Source organism: Parasphingorhabdus sp. (assembly GCF_048269865.1).
GTDB lineage: Bacteria > Pseudomonadota > Alphaproteobacteria > Sphingomonadales > Sphingomonadaceae > Parasphingorhabdus.
The window spans coordinates 226,335-245,946 of the sequence record NZ_JBLWUA010000006.1; the positions used below are offsets into that span (position 1 = coordinate 226,335).

The window sequence follows — 19,612 nt, forward strand, 5'->3', positions numbered from 1 at the left end:
GACCTATGGGAAAAAGAGCAGATTTGTGACAGATACGACCTTAGCCATGACCAGCGAATATCATAGCAATTTCCAGTCGGTGCAAGCCATAGCTGGAGAAAAACTTGGGCGAGCCGCGCAAAAATCCCTGTTCGACCGGATTGAATGGCTCAAACCGCTGCACGAACTGTGCCTGCCGGACAAGACACCGCTGATTGTTCACAGCCAGGAAGGTGAAGCAGAAGCATGGATGTTTCTGATGAAAACCGGAATCGGCCGCCACGCTGCCTTGGCCAACTGGTATAATTTCACCTACCGTCCGATTTTCCTCGGCGAATATGACGAGGTTACCAAATTGGCGCTGCTGGCAAAGCTCGCGAAGAAACTGAAGTCCAGCTCTCACCATATTGAAATCACGCCGGTTCCGGATGAAGATTCGGCTGCAAGCCTGACTCAGCGGGCGTTTGAGCAGGCCGGCTGGATCGTGTTCCGATCGAAAGCCGACGACAACCATATCCTCAACGTCAACGGTCGCACATTCGACCAATATTGGGCCGACCGTCCCGGTCAACTCCGCAACACGGTACGCCGCAAAGAGAAGAAAAATCTGGTGTCGGTGCGGATTGAAAAGGAATTTTCCGACGAAGACTGGGATGACTATGTCTCGGTATATGAGCGCAGTTGGAAACCGGAAGAAGGCAATCCCGATTTTCTGCGCAAACTGGCGCAACATGAAGCCGCTGCTGGATGTATGCGTCTTGGCCTCGCCTATATCGATGGCGCGCCGGTCGCGGCCCAGTTCTGGACCGTCGAAAATGGCGAAGCACTGATCCACAAACTGGCGCATGTCGAAGATGCCACCAAGTCCTCTCCCGGCACCCTGCTATCGGTGGCCATGTTCCAGCATGTGATCGATATCGACCATGTCAATCTGATCGATTTCGGGACCGGCAACGACAGCTACAAAAGGGAGTGGATGGAGGATGTCCGGGACCGCTACCGGCTGGAGTTCTACTGGCCCAACAACCCACTGTCATGGCTACCAATTTTGCGACATTATGCGTCGGGCCTTGCCGGAAAGCGCGCTTCCCTTTAGGGAGGCGCCGTTATCCGGGATTCGGGGGTTTTTGATGGAAAATGAGGTCGATTTAACGCCGGAAGCTGCCGTGCGTGCAGTGATGCGGGATATTTTGGGCCTGAGCGAAGAGCAGGTCGCAGAATTCACGGCGGAAACCGAGCTTTTCGGCGCTCTCCCGGAGTTGGACAGCATGGCCGTCGCTGGATTGCTCACCGAACTCGAAGACCGTCTCGACATCATGATAGAAGATGATGAAGTTGACGGCGAACTGTTTGAAACCTTTGGCAATCTGGTTGCCTTTGCCGAGATGAAAGTCAACGAGTGACCGCCCCGCCCGCATTCGTCTCCTACGAATTTGCGGATCGCGAAGAGCTCTGTTTATGTACGGCGCCACAGTCACATCGCCGGATCCTGCTGGTTCCGCCGCTGTTTGACGAAATGAACCGGATGCGCAAGATGCTGGTCGACGTCATGCGCGCACTGGAAGCTTTGGAAGTTGGCAGCTTTTTGCCGGACCTGCCGGGCACGAACGAAAGCCTTGTCGCACTCGAACAGACCAGCTTGTCCGACTGGCAAAACGCCATCCAGACTTGCGCCCAGCAGCATGATATCTCCCATATCGCCTCCTTCCGTGCCGGCGCGTTGACGATTGCTGCGATGCCAGAGGCCAGTCACTGGGTATTCAGCCCGGTAAAGGGCGCAACCATTTTGCGGACGATGATGCGGACCAGGGTGGCAGCCGACCGGGAGGCAGGCCTCAGTACAAGCCTTGCCCAGCTAACCGAACAGGCTGAGGCCGGATCGATAGAGCTGGCCGGCAATATCCTCGGGTCAGAGCTCTTCAAGCAGCTGAATGCGGCGGACATACCGCAGATGCCGGATCAGCGGGTGGCACGACTGGACTCAGACAGCAAACCAGCTGACGTGCACATTCCCGGCAGCGCCTTGTGGTTGCGCGCCGAACCTGATGATGATCTGGCCATGTCATCGGCTATCGCTCAGGATATTGCGCAATGGATCGGGCAATGACGCGCAGTTTCCATGCAATCCCCTGTGGAGAAGAGACGCTCGCGGCCACCCTCGACACCGCCTCTGGCACGACCGCTCTGCTTATTGTCAGCGGCGGCAATGAAATCCGCTCGGGCGCTCATAATGGCATGGCATCTTTGGCGATGCAGATATGCGAACAGGGCTTTCCGGTGCTCCGCTATGACCGGCGCGGAATCGGCGAAAGCAGTGGGCAAAATGACGGCTTCCTGTCCAGCGCCGCCGATATCGCGGCCGCAGCACGCTTTCTCAGGGAAAAACAGCAAGCCCAGAAGATCGTCGCTTTCGGAAATTGCGATGCGGCTACCGCACTGGCCCTGTTCGGATCAGAGGCGGGCATTGACGGATATATATTGGCCAATCCTTGGGTGATTGAGCCGAGCGGTGAAGCAGAGCCCGACAAACCGACCATGTCATCGGCGGCCATCCGATCGCGCTACTGGGACCGTATCAAAAACCCGCGGACGATCATCGATCTGCTCTCCGGCAAAATTGACCTGAAGAAATTGGCGAAGGGCCTCAAACAGGCCTCTCGATCCGATGAGAATAGCGCATTGTCTTTGCGGTTGGGAAGCGCGCTGTCAGGACTGGAGCAACACGTCCAGATTTTGCTGGCAAAGCGCGACACAACCGCCCGCGCCTTCCTCGCTGCCTGGAATAGCGCAGATTATGAAACGCTGCGGCAGGAGAATAAAATCTCCATCGAAACGCTCGACAGCGCTTCTCACAGCTTTGCCGATACCGACGCCAAAAACTGGCTCACCGGAAAATTACTGGGTGCTTTGCGCAGCGCCTGATTATTCGGCTGCAATCAATTCAAATTCCTGTTCGGCCAGAAAACGCTCCGCATCCAGCGCCGCCATGCAGCCGGTACCAGCCGCCGTGACCGCTTGCCGGTACACATGGTCCATGACATCGCCGCAGGCGAACAGGCCCGGAATTTTGGTTTTCGGCGTGCCCGGCTGAACTTCGATATAGCCGCCGTCAATCAGGTCGAGATGGTCCTTGAAGATCTCCGTCGCTGGCGCATGCCCGATGGCGACAAACGCACCATCAACTGCCAGATGGCTGGTGTCACCGGACTGCGTGTCGATGAGATCAAGCCCGACCAGTCCGACCGGATCGCCACCACCGACGAACCGCTCCACATTCTTGTTCCACAAAACCGAGATTTTGGGATTGGCCAACAGCCGGTCCTGCAGGATTTTTTCCGCGCGCAAGCTGTCACGGCGATGGATCAGGGTCACATCATCGCTATGATTGGTCATGTAGAGCGCTTCCTCGACCGCGGTATTACCACCGCCGATCACCGCGACTTTCTTGCCGCGATAGAAAAAGCCGTCGCAGGTCGCACAGGCCGAGACGCCCTTCCCCGACAATTCTTCTTCGCCGGGCAGACCGAGCCATTTGGCTTGCGCACCGGTTGCTATAACCAGCGTGTCGCCTTCATAGATGTCGCCACCATCGCCCTTCAGCCGGAACGGTCGCCTGGAAAAATCAACATCGACAATCGTGTCGAATATGGTGCGGGTGCCGACGCTTTCGGCCTGCGCCTGCATCTCTTCCATCAACCACGGGCCCTGAATGACATCGCGAAATCCGGGATAATTTTCGACGTCGGTGGTGATGGTCAACTGGCCGCCGGGTTGCAGCCCCTGCACCACGATCGGCTCCATGCCAGCGCGCGCGCCATAGATAGCCGCCGACAATCCAGCCGGCCCCGAACCCAGAATGAGCATTTTTGTGCGATGCGTTTCGGCCATATTCCATTCCCGATTATGATTCTATACTGTGCAAATAGGGATGCCTGACACAGGTAGGCAAGAGCTAACACCGCTCATCCACGGCAAGAATAATTTTCGGCGGAGATAGCCGCTATTGAAAGCTTGCCGATGGTTGGCGTCCGTTCAGGCCGCAATCACATATTTGGATTGACCGGCTCCCCGGCACATTTGCTTGGAAACGCGCGTCTCTTCGCCGTCGATAATCGCGACATCGGTGATCGTCAGGCATTTGCGGCCATTGGGCTGCGTGTTGAGTGCAGTGACTGTGGACGACCCGGATACGCCGCCGCGCGTCGGACTTTGCCAGTTGGCAACTGCCCCCACTTTTTCCTCCTCGACTACCGCAAGCGTGGCCTCCGCGGCTTTCTCCTGTTCATCCTCACTCAATTTGCAGGCGATCTCGCCAACGAGAACCGCGCCTGCCGCGCTGGCGATGAAAGAACCGACCTTGTTCAGTCCGGCAACCGATCCGAGCGCGCCGCCAAAAATGCCGCCCAGAAGCCGCCCGCGCCCGCGGGATTTCTTGCAGCCCTTATTGTTGCTGGCCTTGCTGCCTTTGCTAGCGCTTTTGCTCGACTTTGCGGCCTTTCCGCTGCCGCCTTCCATATGGAGAAAACCATAATTGTCCGGCACCGGATACCCACCGCAGCCGGTATTGTAGCAGTAACGGTCGCTCAGATAATCGCGATCTGCCTGGTAAAGCTGCACCGCCGCCCGATAGACCGCCATATTTTCGCCGTCCGGGTCCGAGTTTGCATGTTCCTCCATAATCTCTTTGTAGAAACGATCTCTGGTGGCAGCGGAATATTCCATCCTGCCCGCCACTTTCTCGGTGTAAATGCGGGACAGCTCGTCCTGATATTCATTCATGCGCTTGCGATATTCGGTCAGAACGCCACTGTAATAATTGTCCAGCTCCGTCGTGCAGGCGTTGATATTTTTGGCTTTGTCATGCGGGTCCGGAAGATGCAGATGATCTTCCCGGCAGTCTGGATAATCCTTTTGCGACAAGACCGGTTTGGGCGGCAGCGCAGGCAATGGCGGCTCTGCCTGCGCAGGCGGCACATAGGCTCTGTCCTCCGCAGCCGGCGCCGCCGAACCGGCACCATCCGTTGCAGGACCGGTTTCGCTCGATTGCAGCGCCATGGGATTGCTGATCCCATGTTCCAACGGCGGAAGAGCCAGTGACTGCGGCGTCATCGCAATGGCGACATTGGCTCCGGCTGGACCCGGAAATAGCACGAGTGCACCGAATGCAAACGCCCCCATCGTACCAGCGGCAGTGACCGCAAGCGCTGCTTGAATCCTGCTCAAATTGCCCTCCTGTTTTACGTCCCAGACGAACCGAGACCCCTTGCCCTAACCGATAAGTCGAACGGAGTAAAATTTACTTCCATTGATTTGGTATCGAGCGCCAGGGATCCTGTTAGCCACCACAATTGGCAGCCTTGATTCTCAGCCCGTTTACAGCGAACCAAAACAGCTGCTGTGATCAACCGCACGCAAGCCCTGCCCTGCTGCTGGCGCATCAGTCGAATCCCAAAAGCATGTAGGGTTCGAGCATCGACTTGGGCGAGCACCGTTAGCCGCCCGCGCTGCAGGCCTTTTTGGCTCAACCTCCATGAAGCGTCCGCGCCATTGCGAACCGGACCGGAATCTTTTTTGAGCCGTTTCTCGCGCTAATTACGCCTCTTTAATTGAGGGCCCGTTTTTTTTTGCGGACGCCAAGCTGGAGGATTTTGCATGCGCATTGGTGGAACTTTGAGATATCGCGACACGCTGAAATTGAGCACGGCGGCGAGTGTTCTGGGAGCAGGCCTGTTGCTTTCCCCGAGCCCCGCGCACGCACAACAGATTGTCCCCGGCGATAGTGCGGAATGCCCAATCACTGTCATCGATGGCGAAAAGGTGGCAATATGCGAAGGCGATCTGGCGGACGGCATCACCGCAGGTCCCGGTACGCCCGATTTCAAACGCATCGTCATCCGCAATCCCGATGCCCCTATAGCGCCGCCGGGCTATGCCGGCATCGAACTCGTCAAAAATAACGGCGATCTGACAATCGATATCGAAGACGGCGTACGGATCAATGTGTTCCACGATCCCAATATCGCCGGTGATGCGCAAGGCATATTCGCAATCACGCAGGAAGGCTTCGATCTCAGCCTGACCAGCGCGGCGGATGTCACTGCGGACGGCAACGGCGGTTTCGCTCGAGGCATCGAAGCGGTCGCCGAAGGCGGGGGTGTGGTGCGCGTCAGCAACGATGGCGACATTATCGCGACAGCGACGGGCGATTCCGCAACCGCCCTGCAAGCGCGGGCAGATCTCGGAGGAGGCATCGGCATAAACAATTCCGGCGTGCTCAGAGCGGAGTCAAACGGGTCCGGCGAGCGCGAAGCCGTCACCGCAGGCATACTGGGCCTGGGCTTTCGTGGCGCGAACGTTTCCATTATAAATAATGGCGACATTTTCGTGACCACAAGTCCCGATCAATTCGATACGGACTTCAATGGCGTCGCCGGGGCAATCGTTGGCAAAGCATTTATGGATTCCGGCGCGAGCGGCGTCAGCATCATCAATAATGCCGATCTCACAGTCTCGGGCAATCAGACTCACGGTATCGTCGCCTACGCGGAACTGACCGGCCCGTCGCAGTTTCCCGGAGCATTCCCGTTCGTCGATCCGGACGATTTCACCGTAGAATATTTCGATGATGTCCCCGACCGGGCCACTGTCGGCGTCGCTACCATTGGCAAGATCACGACCAATGGCGACGCAACTTACGGCGTCCTCGCGCAAGCTGGGGGAACGCTCAGCTTGATTAGCGTCAGCTCCTCGTCGGACATCGACATGACTGCACCCGGCAGCTTCGGCACGGGGATTTTTGCATGGTCACAGTCTCAGAGTAGCCTCATCCAGGTAGTCAACGCCGGAGCGATAACGGGCTCGGGAGACGCTATGAGCGGCATCAAGCTGGGCGCCTTCGGCGCACCCGCCGAAGGCGAGTATCTCATGACGCTCGACAATGATGGCGATATCGCATTCGATGCCCCGGCCGCATATGGGATTACCTTGTTCGCAACGACCGGCGACAATGTCTCGGCGGAAGTCGACAATAGCGGCGATATTAACTTGTCGAACACGACCGATCCGGGCTCGATCGGCATCTCGGTCAATTTCGCCGCCAGCGACGCGAACGAGACTCGCGACGGGACCAGCCGCGTCACGCTGACAAATAGCGGCGAAATCGAGATGGGCGCGGGGAGTGCGATCGTTGTGCTCGCAGATCAGATCGATTTTATCGACAATGTCGGCGTGGTGCTCACGGAGGGCGATCAATCGGATGTGGTTCGGCTTGGCAGTGCGGGTGGCCCGGCGCAAATCAGTGCACGCTTCAATCAGACCGTGATCGGTTCCCTTGGCGATGAATCCAACGGGATTGCCATCGAACCGCTGGCCGACGCTTCCCAGCTTTCGATGATATTGGATACGATTGTCCTCACGACCACTGGCACCGGAAGCAACGGCTTTCTGGTCGAGCAGCTGGGCGAAGGCACGAATACAGAGTTCACCATCCAGGACTCGGTATTGGCCACGTTTGGCCAATCCTCCGACACGATCAGCATTGCCGCCATCGGGCAAGATAGCGCTATGACCTTCGATGCGACCAATTCGATCTTTACCCGCTCAAATAGCGCCAACGGCCATGCTGTCCTCATTGGCGGTCTTGCCGGCATCGATTCCGTACTTAACGTAAACTTGCTCAACACTACGCTTTTGACAGAAGGTGATACGAGCACAGTCTTCGAAATTGCGAATTATATACAGACCAACTCGATCAGCGTTCTTACCGTCTCAGATGCCAACTTCACTTCGCGGGGCGATGATAGCGTCGCCATTGCCGTCGGTACGGCGTCCACCGGGCCGATCGACCGAACTTCGCAAACGATCTCGATCGAAGATACGAGCATCTCGACCGAAGGAGATCGCAGCACCGGCATCTTCATCGACAGCAAGCTGGACGGGGCATCCGATTCCGACTTCGGCATTCTCGTTAACGGCGTAGAAATCTCGACCGAAGGCGAAAGCGCGCATGGGATCGAGATCATCGGTGCGCAAAATGCCACGATTGGCGACCGCGACAACATCACGGCGGGCGGCGTCTTTGCCGACATCGTCATCAATGCAACCGCGGATATCACTGCCGCCGGTGTGAATTCCGACGCGATCCGCATCACCCAGCAGGACCGCACATTCCTTCGGGCGGGCGATGGCGCAACCGTTTCGGGTGGCACGGGCGATGCCTATGCGATCCGGCTGATGGGAATCGTGCCGAACAGCGAGGCGGTGGACGAGATTACCGGCGCCGTGACCGTCGCCAAGGCCAAGATTACCGACAATGCGCAGAACATCATCACCGACTATACCAGCAGCGGTGGCGAAGCTTCGACCATCGGCCCGATGAACGCCGCGACCAACGATCCGATCAGCATCGACATGTTCGACACGAGCGACTTCGCCCATCAGGTGACGGTGGATGATGCGACTGTTGAATCGATGATGGGCGCGGGCGCGATCGCAGCGGATGGCTCGCTCGTGGTCGAAGCGATGAATGGTGCGATCATTCGATCGGGCAATGATGACGCGCCGGTGATCTCGGCGGTCGAGGCGCTGGCGATCCTTGCCAGCGATACGAGCTTCAGCAGCACCGGCGCCAATGCTCCGCTCTTCAGCCTGACCGAGTTGAACGCGGGCGACGGCAAGGCCTTCTATGGCGAGTTTACCGGTATCACCGCGACGACGACCGGCGCGAACAGCGATGCCATCGCGACCGGCGGCGGTGTGGCGAACAGCGTCGGCGCGATCTTCCTGCGCGCGACCCACCCGACGGGCCGCAGCACTGTATCGACCACCGGCGACGGTTCGCACGCGATCAGCTTCGATGGCCCGATCGGTTCCAGCTTTACCGGTTCGATTGCCGATAGCGATATCTCGACGACGGGCGCCGATGCCGCGGCGATCCTGCTCGATATGGGCGGGACAAGCTCGGCGAGCCTCGAACTGTTCGATTCCGCGGTCAGCACCAGCGGCAGTGGCAGCGACGTGGTGCGGCTGAATACCGGCGGCGCGAGCGACTATACCTTCATCATCGCCGATTCCGAACTGCGGAGCGAGGGCGATGACAGCGCACTGCTGCGCGTCACTGGCCGCGAAACGGCGAACGTCGGTAACTTCGTGATGATCGGTGGCACGCTGAGCAGCACCGGTGACGGTTCGGGCGGCATCATCGTCGATGGCAATCAGGCTGCTGGCGAGTCATCGCACACGTTTTTCTTGGCCGAAACCAGTATCGCGACCGAAGGCGACAATTCCGGCGGCTTCGTGTTTGGGCGCGATGACAGCGAAGGTTCGAATATCACCAGCTTCACTTTCGATGCGGTGGATATCACCACACAGGGCGCGGATAGCGACGCGTTTTATGTCGGCACTCAATCGGATAACAGCATCAAAGGCGTAACCATCACAAACAGCAGCTTTGTGACCGCCAGCGACAATAGCCGCGCGATGGTGACCGAATTGCTTGGCGAAAACTCGGTTCAGTCCGTTACTGTGGCCAACAGCCGCTTTGAGACCTTGGGCAACAACAGTGCGGCGATCACTGTTAATGACTTGCCCGAGGGTGTCGCGGGATTGCAACCTGATGGATCGATCCTCTCCATCGACATTGGCGAAACCACGATCAGCACGCAGGGCGACAACAGCCTTGGCATTGATGTCGCGAGCCTGTTGGGCGATCAGTCGACGACCGTCATTAGCATGAGCGACAACCAGATCAGCACTGCAGGCGCGAATAGCGATGCGGTCAGCATCGGCACGCAGACGGGTATCGGCTTCCAGGAATCGCATACGTTCTCGATGGATTTCATGGATTATGAAACCACAGGCGATGACAGCCGCGGGACCTATATCGGCTCGCTCGCCAACGGGATCGGCGGTGCTTCCGATTCCGAAGACGCGACCGATGCCACCTTCTTTATCGGAGAAGGCTCCATCACCACCTCCGGCGCGCGATCGCACGGGATCGAATTCGCCGCCATGGACGGTGACTTCACGGACGCGATTGTCGATGCTGTGATCGCCGGCGACCTGATGATCGACACAAGCGGCGCTGACGCAATCGGCATCCTTTGGGGCGGCCTGCAAGGCAATTTCGTCGACAGCGACGCCGCAACCGATCTCAGGCCGCAATATTCGGTCACGATGGCCCCGCTTTCGGTCGCGACCAACGGCGCAGGATCGCACGGCATCCAGGTCGGCGACCTTCCCGCGTTCGACGCAGCCGATAATGCCGATGTCACGCTGACCATTGGTACGCGGGAGATCACCACCACCGGCGCCGGCGCGCATGGCGTGGTGATCGGCAGCGGCTGGGGCGATGCAGGCTCGACCAATGCCACCGGCCGCACCGGCTCGAACCGCTATTCGACCGTCACTGTCACCGGCGCAATCGATGTATCAGGCGCCGGTTCGGACGGGATCGTCTCCGACAGCCTCATCAACGCATTCGAAATCACCGAAACCGGCAGCGTTACGTCCGCCGATGGCTTTGCGCTGAACTTTGCGACGGTGGATGACGGACAAAGCGCGTTCAATCTCGGCACCATCGACGGCGATGTGATCTTCGGCGATGGCGATGATGTGTTCGACAATGAGGGCACGTTCACCGGCAATATCGACATGGGCGCGGGCGCAAATGCGATCTTCGTGCGCGCGGGCGGGGTGTTCAACTCGCTCGACGAAATCCTGCTCGGCATGGGCAATGCGATCACCGTCGAAGGCGATCTGTCGCCGGGCGGCGTCGAGCCCTTCCAGACCACCGCCATCGGCAGCGACCTTGTGCTCGCAGACGGCTCGCGACTCCTTGTCGATATTGACGGGATGACCGCGGATGCGACCACCTCGGGCTTTTTCGTTTCGGATCGGGTGACCGTCGACGGCGACATCAGCATCGGCGATTCCACCCTTGCCGTATCCTCGCTGACTGCAGAAGGCGACTTTGACCGTTCAGCGCAATTCCTGATCCTCGATGCAAGCGGCGCGCTGACCGGAGAGTTCAGTGCGATCGATGCGGACCTGCCCTTCCTCGATCTGTCGATGACCTATGAAGGCAACCGCGTGATCCTCAATGCCGGGCGCGAAGGCCCCGTCGTGCCCTTCGCCTCGCTGGGCCAGACACCGAACCAGCGCGCGGTCGGTGCCGCCTTCGACCAGCTTGAGCCCGGTGCCACCGGCGACTTGGACGATGTGATTGACCAGCTGATCTTTGCCAGTACCGATCAGGCGCTGACCGCATTCGATAGCGTTTCCGGCGAGATCTACGCATCGCTGCTCGCGCAGGCAGGGAGCGATGGCCTGCGCCTTTCCAGAGACGCGCTTTCCCGTTCTCGGCAGGCTGTCGCGCCCGGCTGGGCTATCTGGGGCGGCGTGAGCTTTTCCGACAGTTCGATCGATGGCGATGGCAATGGTGCGCGGGTAGAACAGGACGATCTCGGCTTCGACTTCGGGATCGATTATGTCGGTGCAGGCAACCAGTGGGCAGCGGGTATTTCGACCGGCTACCGCGATGGTGACGTCGATATTGCGCGGCGCGCCAGCAGCGCCGATTACGAGATGTGGTATCTGACAGCGCACGCACGCTACGGCACCGGGGGCGCAGGGCCGACAATTGGCGGTGCTTTCAGCTATGGGGAGACCGACGCAAACGTCACGCGTACACTCACCGTCAATGCCCTGAGCCGCACAGCTCTCGGCCAGGCTCAGATCGACAGCACCACCTTTGCCGGTGAAGCGCGCTATGGCTTTGCTATGGGAAGTGGCTGGGCAGCCGGTCCCGTGGTATCGGTCCAGCATGTCCACAGCGATCTTTCGCTAGACAATGAAACCGGCGCAGGCAGTGTCGCCCTCACATCGGCAGACGCATCGGACGGTCAGACGCGCTATGGCGGGGGGCTTTTCCTCAATCTGCAAGACAGAGGTGTGGCGTTCGATCTTTCGGCGCAATATGTCGAAGCGTCCTCCAACACCGTTGGCGCGCGGCTCGCTTTTGCCGACGGCGGCAATGCGCCCTTCACCGTGCTTGCGCCGGTAACGGATGGTGGCGGCGTATCGGCTGCCGCGTCAGCCAGTATAGAGCTTGGCAAGGGCTGGACTCTGGGGGCGCAGTTCGATGCCTTCCTGGGAGGTGACCAGAACGATATCTCGGGCGCTGCTACCATCGGCTGGCGGTTCTAGGCTGGGCGGTCTCGGAGCGTGACAAAGCTCGATCCCCATGCTGAGCGAGAGCTGCTTGAATTGCTGGAAGAAGCGCTCGATCAGCCACTGGCAAGTCGCCGCGAGTGGCTGAAGCGCAAGCTCCGCGAGCGGGACCGCGTTGGCCGCAAGCTTGAAGACCTTATCGTTCTGGCTGAACATAACGACATTTCATTGTGGGACTGGTAAAGGAAAGACCACGCGCTGGAAATCTGTTGAAAGGCGTGTATTCTCGAAGCGGGGTACGAGAGGTGCGTTGATGGATCATGCAGGACTGATGGCCGATTGGCAGTCGGGCAATGCCGATGCCGGCGGCTCGTTGATCAAGGAAATCCACCGGGAACTGGAAGCAATCGCTGCTGCCAAGCTGTCGCAGGAACGAAACTCTTCGCTCTCGACAGGCGACCTCATCAATGAAGCGGTCATCCGGCTTTCAAAGCTGAACCGGATCAAGTTTCAGGACCGCGCGCATATTCTGGCGCTGAGCGCACGGATCATGCGGCAAATTCTGATCGACGAAGCGCGGCGCCGTAATGCAGACAAGCACTACCACACGAAGGTGACGCTGCAGACCAATATCGCCGAATGGCAAATGCCGATCGAATTGCTGGCCCTGGACATGCATTTGAGCGAGTTGCGGGACATAGATCCGCAACGAGCGGACATCGTTGAGATGCGTTTCTTCGGCGGGATGTCGATGACCGACATCTCGACCGTCCTCGATGTGTCCGTCGCCACCGTCAAGCGGCGCTGGAACGCAAGCCGCATCTGGCTGCAAGACCGGATGGCAAATTAGGACTGGCGATGAACCGGCACGATCCCGAAACGGAACGCTCGGCGATTGCAGCCCTCGAAGAAGCGCTCGATCAACCGTCTGACAAGCGTCTGGCATATCTTGAGTCCTGCGCTTCACTGAGCGAGGCGGCCAGAGCCCGTGCGCTTACCCTGCTCGCGGCGAGCCGCTCATCGGCGCCGGGCCTCATGACGGGCGGCGCGTCCCAAGTGCTGGAAGACGAAGCCATCCCTGACATGATCGGCGCCTATCGCATCCTGCGCCTCATCGGACGTGGCGGGATGGGAAATGTCTATCTGGCCGAGCGCGCGGCCCAGGATTTCGATCACGCCGTCGCGATCAAACTGATCAAGAAGCGCCTCATTACCCCCCTGATGGTAGATCGTTTTCGCAGGGAACGTCAGATCCTCGCGGATCTCAACCATCCCGGCATCGCGCGACTCTTTGATGGAGGCGAGACACCGGACGGTGCACCCTATTTCGTGATGGAGTTCGTCGATGGCGTCCCGCTGGGCCAATGGCTGACTACCAAGCCGCGTAGCCTCCAAACAAGGCTCCAGGTGTTCCGACAAATCTGCGTCGCCGTCGAAGCTGCTCACCAGCGGTTAATCATCCACCGCGATCTGACTCCTTCCAATATACTGGTGACGGATCATGATGCAGTCAAAGTGATCGACTTCGGCATCGCACGCTCCGAACACGCGGAAAGCGAGGAGGAAGATGAGAAGCAATTAGGGCACACGCCGGGTTTCGCTGCCCCTGAGCTGCGTTCCGGTGGAAACGCATCGACGCTGACCGATGTCTATGCCCTCGGCAAACTGCTCTCGAGGCTGCTCGAAGAAAGCAATGAATCCGAACTGCAGGCCATTGCCCACAAGGCGAGCGCCGAGAAGACGGAAGATCGCTACCCTTCCGTCTCGGCCCTGATTGAAGACATCGACAATTTTACAGACTTGCGCCCGGTTTCTGCCGTCGGGGGCGGCCTCCGCTATGCCGCAGGCAAATTCGCAAGACGGCAGAAGCTGCTTGTCGGCACTGCCGCCTTCACGGCTTTTGCGCTTACCGGTGCGCTAATCTTTGTCACGCACTCGTATCGCGAAGCGGAAATTGCACATTTCGCTGCCGAACAAAGCCTTGCCGATACACGAGAACTGGCGAGCACCATGATGTTCGATATCTTCGATGAAGTCAGCAGCCGTCCGGGTAACTCGCAAGCCAGACTGTTGCTGGCCCGAAGTGCGCAGAAATATCTGGATGAACTCGCCTCGGATCCGACCGCCTCGCCCAGCGCACGGCTGGCAGCCGGTCGCGGCTTCGCCCGGCTTGCCGAGGCAACCGGGTCGTTCGGCAGCGGGAACAGCGGCGACATTTCGAAGGGCATGGATTTTTACCAACGGTCGGCGCGAATTCTGGAGCAACTTTATGCAGATGCTCCAGACGACAAAGTCGCTCTGGCGCTGGCCCAAACATTAGTTAGCCTGGCACGCGACAAGCTGCAGACGTACACCGATCCTGCGGGCTCTGTTTCCCTTTTGGAAAGGGCCCGAAAACTCTTGCTGTCTGTCAATACGCCCGACTCGACAACCCTTGCGGAACTGGGCCGGGCCGAACGCTATCTCGGCGATGCGTTGATCTGTTGCAACAGCCGGGAAGACGCAGGCATCAAAGCGATCAGGCGCGGGCTGGAAGCAATCGATAATGCTCCCGAACAGTATCGATCCACCCAGGCTGTGCGTCGGTCCTACAACGACCTGCTCAACCTCAACGCAGGTATAGAGATCTGGAAGAAAGGTGATAAATTCGGAATTGAGCCTTTTCGCGCAGCCTTGTCCGCGCAGCGGCAACTGGCGGAAGAAACCGGATCGCCCGAGGACTATCAACTGGAAGCGACCATCGCCTCGAATCTGGCCCGAACGCTCTTGAGAATGGGTCAGATCAACGAGGCCTGGTCGGTCATGGAAACAGCCCACGCCCGCAATTTGAAGGCTTATAATGCCGATCCGGATGATAACGATCTCCAGCGCCGTCTGGCCATTACCAGCATCGTCATGGGCCGGATCGCAGCCGAGGGCGGCAAACGCGCCGAAGCATCGCGACTTATCGCCAGGGGCATGCACCTGGCCCGTCAAGGCGAATGGCCCGAGGGCGTGGAAACCGTCCCTTCCCTGAACTATGCGCACAGATTGCATGAAGCATCACAAGCCTATTGGATCAACGATGAAAAATCGCTGTCATGCCGCCTAACGCGCGATTCGATTGCGCTATATGCGGCTTATGCCGAACAATATGACTTGCCAGCCGTGTCGCTGAAATATCGCCTCGCGCCGCTGCAAGAACGGGCGCGGCTGTGCCCAAAGGCGAGCCAATCGGGTTAGAGTGGACCAAGCCTCGACTTTCTGGGCTTTCCCGGGCGTTCGAGCGTAGTCGCCACGACACCCTCCGATCCCGTGGCAATGCTTCCCCCAGACGGATCGCTTTAGCCGCAATGCGTAAAACGACCAGCAGTGCTGGCGGATGACTAAGCGCTTTGGAAAGCCGTTACGATCGATGGAAGTTTCAGTAACCAATAATGGTAGCGGAGGAGGGACTCGAACCCCCGACACATGGATTATGATTCCAGTGGAACCTTCGAATTTTACCTCTTTTTCGGGCCTCCAAAAAAATCGCTTCGAGATACGGCGGTCGTTCCTAACGTCGCATAGCTACCTAGATCGACTATCTTTTTAAGACCCCGACAATCGTAAAATTGAGGTAATTCCAGAAGCTTATTTTCTCTCATAAAATCGTCGACATAGGTTTTTGCCCAGGGTCCAGACACAGGTTCACGCCGGGAATAGACATTTGAAATGAGTTCATTTCCATTTTTGTCTGAAATTGATTCCTGCCAAATAATCCCAAACATTTCAGAGGGTTCAACCCAACAACTATACCCTGTCAGATTAGTCGAAAAATCACCGAGTTTTGACTGTTTATGGTGTTCCGCCCGAATGCTTCTTACCTGTTGATCGTCATCATCTGACGAAAGAATCATGCAATCAAATTCGTCACCTTCCGGCCAACAGCGGTTTGTCTCCCTACGGGCATATAGTGCGGGCTCATCGGTTAAGCCGTCGAGAAGCTTGTCACGATGACTTTCATAATAGCTGCCGTCGCTCAACTGAATCCAGTCTCGCTCGATTTGCTGATCGATATCATTGTCGTTTGAGTTGATCGTGCACCCAACGATGAAAAAAGTAATTGCGGCAACTCCCAAGCAACAATTGGGGAACAAATATCTCGAATTCATGCTGCCAACAACCCCCTCTCCATTTCACCCATAAGGTCTACATCTTTTGCAGGGTCGTGAAACAAGTGCCCATAGACATCATACGTCATAGTGATCGAAGAATGACCAAGCATCGTCTGGATCTTCTTGGGCGGCCAGCCCTGCTCAATAAAAAGAGATGCCGCAGCATGTCGAAGTGAATGCAGCGAGAAACGCGGTTTGCCTTCGCCATCCACAATATCGCATTTGGTCATCAACGGCTTAAAGACGCGGTTGTAAATGTTAGAGTGCGTCTCGACATTTCCAACACCATTTGGAAACACCAAGTTTAAATCACCCGCCGGACAGCGCAATTTCCATTCTCTAAGCACGTTCAATAGCTGCGGCCCCATCGGTATCTCACGCCGCCCAGACTTACTTTTAGTGTTGCCCATTTCACAATAGCGGTCAGCACGCTGACGCACCGTAATAATGCTCCGATTGAAATCGATAACATCCCAGGTCAGACCGCGAAGCTCTGACATGCGCATACCAGTGAAGATAGCTGTCATGACAAGCGGCTGGTGGCGCGGTGATGCGTTGGAAATAAGCGCCCTAATCTCTTCTTTCGATGGAAACACGCGCTCTGGGTCATGCCGCTGTGACCGGCGGAGTTTGACATCCCTTGCAACATTATGCTGCACGAAGCCCCTCTCCTGCGCTTCGGTGACGATAGAACGAAGACTGGTCAATGTCTTTTTCGCATTGGACCGCGTGCTGTCCCGCAGCATATCGTCAAGGAACTGGCGCACATCAACAGCCGTAAGTTCAGTCAGTGTTATCGAGCCCAATTTCGGCACGATGTGGTTTTTTACATGCGAGCGGTAAGCATGGATAGTGGCTCGCTCTAGTTTCTCGAGATGGCATCGGTCGAGCCAGATTTGGCAAGCTTCAGAAATGGTAATATTATTCATTGAAGGACTACTCCTAATGCGTGTTTTGATGTTCACATATTAGGGCAAGCGGCGAGGTCTGTCGGGCTAATTCCGGTCCTACCTCACTGTTTTTTAGCCATTAATTGATCCCGAACAGAGAGCACAATCGTATTCAATTCAATTAGGTTAGAGGCGACAAATCTCCGGCGATCATTTTTTGATAATCGTTCCCAACTTCGCTTAAAACCCTCCAACGTCGTGTCCGAGCGCTTTTTGCGAAGCCCCGCTGCAACACAAGCTGCATGCATAGATATTTCGCCGCTATCGACTTTAGCCAGAAGATCATTTCGGCTCGATTTGGCAAGCCGCGCTCTGTAATATGCATTGTCTCGTTTATTTTTCATTCTGTCGCTGTAGACGTGACTACGTAGACATGTCTACGCCCAGCGACATTGATTTGGAAAATTTTATTGTTTGGCGTTTTTGAGCCGACACCGAATCCGGATTATGGTAGGATGATCTCAAGTTAAGTTGATTGATCAGGGCAACGATCTGCAGCGCCTACGAAGAGCTATTTAGCGATAGTAATTTGTCATATTTTGCAGGGTTGTTTGCCGTGACCCGCGGCCAGAACGGTAGCCGGGAATAAGACCGGAGCTATGAGTGAGCAAACACGATTGGAAAATCGATCTGCTAACCACATTTCGGTGAAAGCCAGCCTCCAAGGCAAAAGACCCACCAAAGATGAAAGCACTGCATGACTGCAACTTTCTGGTTGGTGATAATTGAAGGTAAGTTATCACTGATCGCGTCCAGCCATGCTGGATGACCGAGCTGGCCACAAGGCCGGGTTTCGGAACTGGATTGATCGGTAAGGAGCTCCGCCGGTCTGCGGAATAGCTCTCCGCCAGGTTCTTCACCACTTTCCCATGGGACAAGAAGACCCCCAGCTGCAAGAGAACCAATACGGCCTACTTGTAGCTGGGGGGTTAAAGTCATTCCTTGGGAAGGTTGTTTAAAACATTGTTTAAAAATCTAGGAGCTGAGCGACAAAGTCGCGACGCTCCTGTCATCCCCGCAGGGGATGACGACTCCAACATGAATCCCATGAACTCCATGGGAAACACTTCCCCCACTGAGAATATTTACAGGAATTCAAAATGAAGAAAAACCATGAACAAATGCAAACGTCCCAGACATTAAGTTCCACCGAACTCAGCGAAAACGACCAGAAAAAACTATCGGACATCCTTGGAGATATCGTGATGAATTTAACGTTGTTATATTTTGTTGCACTGTTTGCGGAGCTCAGCACGATATACTCATAGGACTTCCGAGGAAATGACTTCAACACCGAAATCATTTGAGTTTCAAAACTGATCCTATTCCATCCAGCGCTATTCCTCTGTGTTATGCCAATAGGGCTTCATGAGCATCTCATAAACCATCTGGATCTCTTGATAGCACGGCGTCGCCTTGAAACAGAGAAGTCCTAGAAGCCCCATGACAAGCTGACCCCCATCCCTCCTATCAGCCGACGATTTCCATGCGCGATCCATCCACCGGGGTCTGCCATGCTCTCGCGTTCATGGATTATGGATGGTGCGAAGCATTATGATATCATAGGAATCAATTGCAAAACTTGCGTTTTTCCTGGACGACTGAAAACATGTGCAATCACTATCAAAACCACCCCGAAGCAATTCCGACGTGGCAGGAATATATCGGCGCGGCTGGTGGCTCCCCTTTTTCGGAAATCAAAATCGATGTCTGGCCGAAATACCAAGGTGTCGTCGCCCGTATCGACGGCGGTCAGAAGATGCTCGACACCATGCAATGGGGCGTCCCGTTAACAATGAAGGGCAAACGCGCCGGCACAACTGTTACGAAGCGAATAACCAACGTCCGCAACCTATCCAGTCCCTTCTGGCGTTCGATGCTGACAAAGGCTGAAAATCGCTGCCTTGTGCCCTTCACAAAATTTGCGGAGCCCAAACCGAATGCGGGACGAGAAGAATGTTGGTTTGAGGTTAAGGAAGCGTCGGTCTCCGCTTTCGCCGGTATCTGGCGACCTTCCGATGAAGGGAATGTATTTGCGTTTCTGACATGCGGACCTAATCCGCTTATCAAGCCAATTCACCCCAAGGCCATGCCGGTGATTTTACATCCCCAGGATTATGACGGCTGGTTGTCGGGGGAAGATGCGAAGACATTTGCAGTGCCGTTTCCATCCCAGTTGATGTCGATGGGTGCATAGAAAACAGGGTTGACGGAAGTTGGCCGGATGTTGACCGAATTCGGCTCTTTTTTTTCTGCCCAACACCGGGGCGACCAGTTTTTCCTATAAATTAGCCGTTTTTGGTCAAGGTCAAATTTTGGTCTTAGTTGGTGGTCAACCAGACATTCTGGCTTCCGTCCATGGGATGACCACCCGTTCTT

The 19,612-nt window shown here is 56.6% G+C and carries 14 protein-coding genes; 9 read left to right on the plus strand and 5 right to left on the minus strand.

Translation table 11 applies throughout. The annotated features are described in order from the left end of the window. The first annotated feature begins 25 nt into the window (after positions 1-25). The 4 genes from ACN0WW_RS10240 to ACN0WW_RS10255 are packed head-to-tail and all read left to right on the plus strand — an operon-like array spanning position 26 to position 2,901. Entirely contained in the window at positions 26-1,075 is a 1,050-nt protein-coding gene (locus ACN0WW_RS10240) for a GNAT family N-acetyltransferase (protein WP_417612070.1), read from the plus strand. Between the two features lie 34 nt (positions 1,076-1,109). Then, complete coding sequence (locus tag ACN0WW_RS10245) at positions 1,110-1,382, plus strand: acyl carrier protein (protein WP_417612072.1); 273 nt, start codon at positions 1,110-1,112, stop codon at positions 1,380-1,382. Then, a complete protein-coding gene (locus ACN0WW_RS10250) occupies positions 1,379-2,086 on the plus strand; it encodes a hypothetical protein (RefSeq protein WP_417612074.1) in 708 nt (235 codons plus the stop codon). The genes ACN0WW_RS10245 and ACN0WW_RS10250 overlap by 4 nt, the downstream gene beginning before the upstream one ends. Beyond that, on the plus strand, positions 2,083-2,901 hold the full coding sequence (locus ACN0WW_RS10255) for a hydrolase 1, exosortase A system-associated (RefSeq protein WP_417612076.1): 819 nt from the start codon (positions 2,083-2,085) through the stop codon (positions 2,899-2,901). The genes ACN0WW_RS10250 and ACN0WW_RS10255 overlap by 4 nt, the downstream gene beginning before the upstream one ends. Here ACN0WW_RS10255 and trxB read toward each other — a convergent pair whose 3' ends face one another. Together trxB and ACN0WW_RS10265 are read right to left on the minus strand one after the other, a co-directional pair. Next, positions 2,902-3,867, minus strand: coding sequence for a thioredoxin-disulfide reductase (gene trxB / locus ACN0WW_RS10260; RefSeq protein WP_417612078.1), 966 nt, complete (start codon positions 3,865-3,867; stop codon positions 2,902-2,904). Between the two features lie 144 nt (positions 3,868-4,011). Further along, the gene (locus ACN0WW_RS10265) at positions 4,012-5,202 is read right to left on the minus strand and encodes a hypothetical protein (protein ID WP_417612080.1); all 1,191 of its coding nucleotides are present in this window, start codon (positions 5,200-5,202) and stop codon (positions 4,012-4,014) included. A 429-nt stretch (positions 5,203-5,631) separates the two neighbouring features. On the opposite strand from ACN0WW_RS10265, the gene ACN0WW_RS10270 reads away from it, so the two are divergent. The 4 genes from ACN0WW_RS10270 to ACN0WW_RS10285 all read left to right on the plus strand — a co-directional run bounded on the left by ACN0WW_RS10270 (position 5,632) and on the right by ACN0WW_RS10285 (position 15,369). Continuing rightward, a complete protein-coding gene (locus ACN0WW_RS10270) occupies positions 5,632-12,183 on the plus strand; it encodes a hypothetical protein (RefSeq protein WP_417612082.1) in 6,552 nt (2,183 codons plus the stop codon). Between the two features lie 18 nt (positions 12,184-12,201). After that, positions 12,202-12,390 (plus strand): hypothetical protein, encoded by a 189-nt coding sequence (locus tag ACN0WW_RS10275; protein WP_417612084.1) that lies wholly within the window; start codon positions 12,202-12,204, stop codon positions 12,388-12,390. Positions 12,391-12,460: 70 nt separating this feature from the next. Further along, complete coding sequence (locus ACN0WW_RS10280; protein WP_417612086.1) at positions 12,461-12,997, plus strand: ECF-type sigma factor; 537 nt, start codon at positions 12,461-12,463, stop codon at positions 12,995-12,997. Between the two features lie 8 nt (positions 12,998-13,005). Beyond that, positions 13,006-15,369 (plus strand): serine/threonine-protein kinase, encoded by a 2,364-nt coding sequence (locus tag ACN0WW_RS10285; RefSeq protein WP_417612088.1) that lies wholly within the window; start codon positions 13,006-13,008, stop codon positions 15,367-15,369. A gap of 260 nt (positions 15,370-15,629) precedes the next feature. Here the strand turns inward: ACN0WW_RS10285 and ACN0WW_RS10290 are convergent, their stop codons facing one another. The 3 genes from ACN0WW_RS10290 to ACN0WW_RS10300 form a co-directional block, all read right to left on the minus strand. After that, positions 15,630-16,280 (minus strand): hypothetical protein, encoded by a 651-nt coding sequence (locus ACN0WW_RS10290; RefSeq protein ID WP_417612090.1) that lies wholly within the window; start codon positions 16,278-16,280, stop codon positions 15,630-15,632. Beyond that, on the minus strand, positions 16,277-17,212 hold the full coding sequence (locus tag ACN0WW_RS10295) for a tyrosine-type recombinase/integrase (protein WP_417612092.1): 936 nt from the start codon (positions 17,210-17,212) through the stop codon (positions 16,277-16,279). The genes ACN0WW_RS10290 and ACN0WW_RS10295 overlap by 4 nt, the downstream gene beginning before the upstream one ends. A gap of 83 nt (positions 17,213-17,295) precedes the next feature. Then, positions 17,296-17,577: a hypothetical protein gene (locus tag ACN0WW_RS10300; protein WP_417612094.1), complete on the minus strand. Its 282-nt coding sequence runs from the start codon at positions 17,575-17,577 to the stop codon at positions 17,296-17,298. Positions 17,578-18,806: 1,229 nt separating this feature from the next. On the opposite strand from ACN0WW_RS10300, the gene ACN0WW_RS10305 reads away from it, so the two are divergent. After that, positions 18,807-19,430, plus strand: coding sequence for an SOS response-associated peptidase family protein (locus tag ACN0WW_RS10305; protein ID WP_417612096.1), 624 nt, complete (start codon positions 18,807-18,809; stop codon positions 19,428-19,430). The last annotated feature ends 182 nt before the right edge of the window (positions 19,431-19,612 follow it).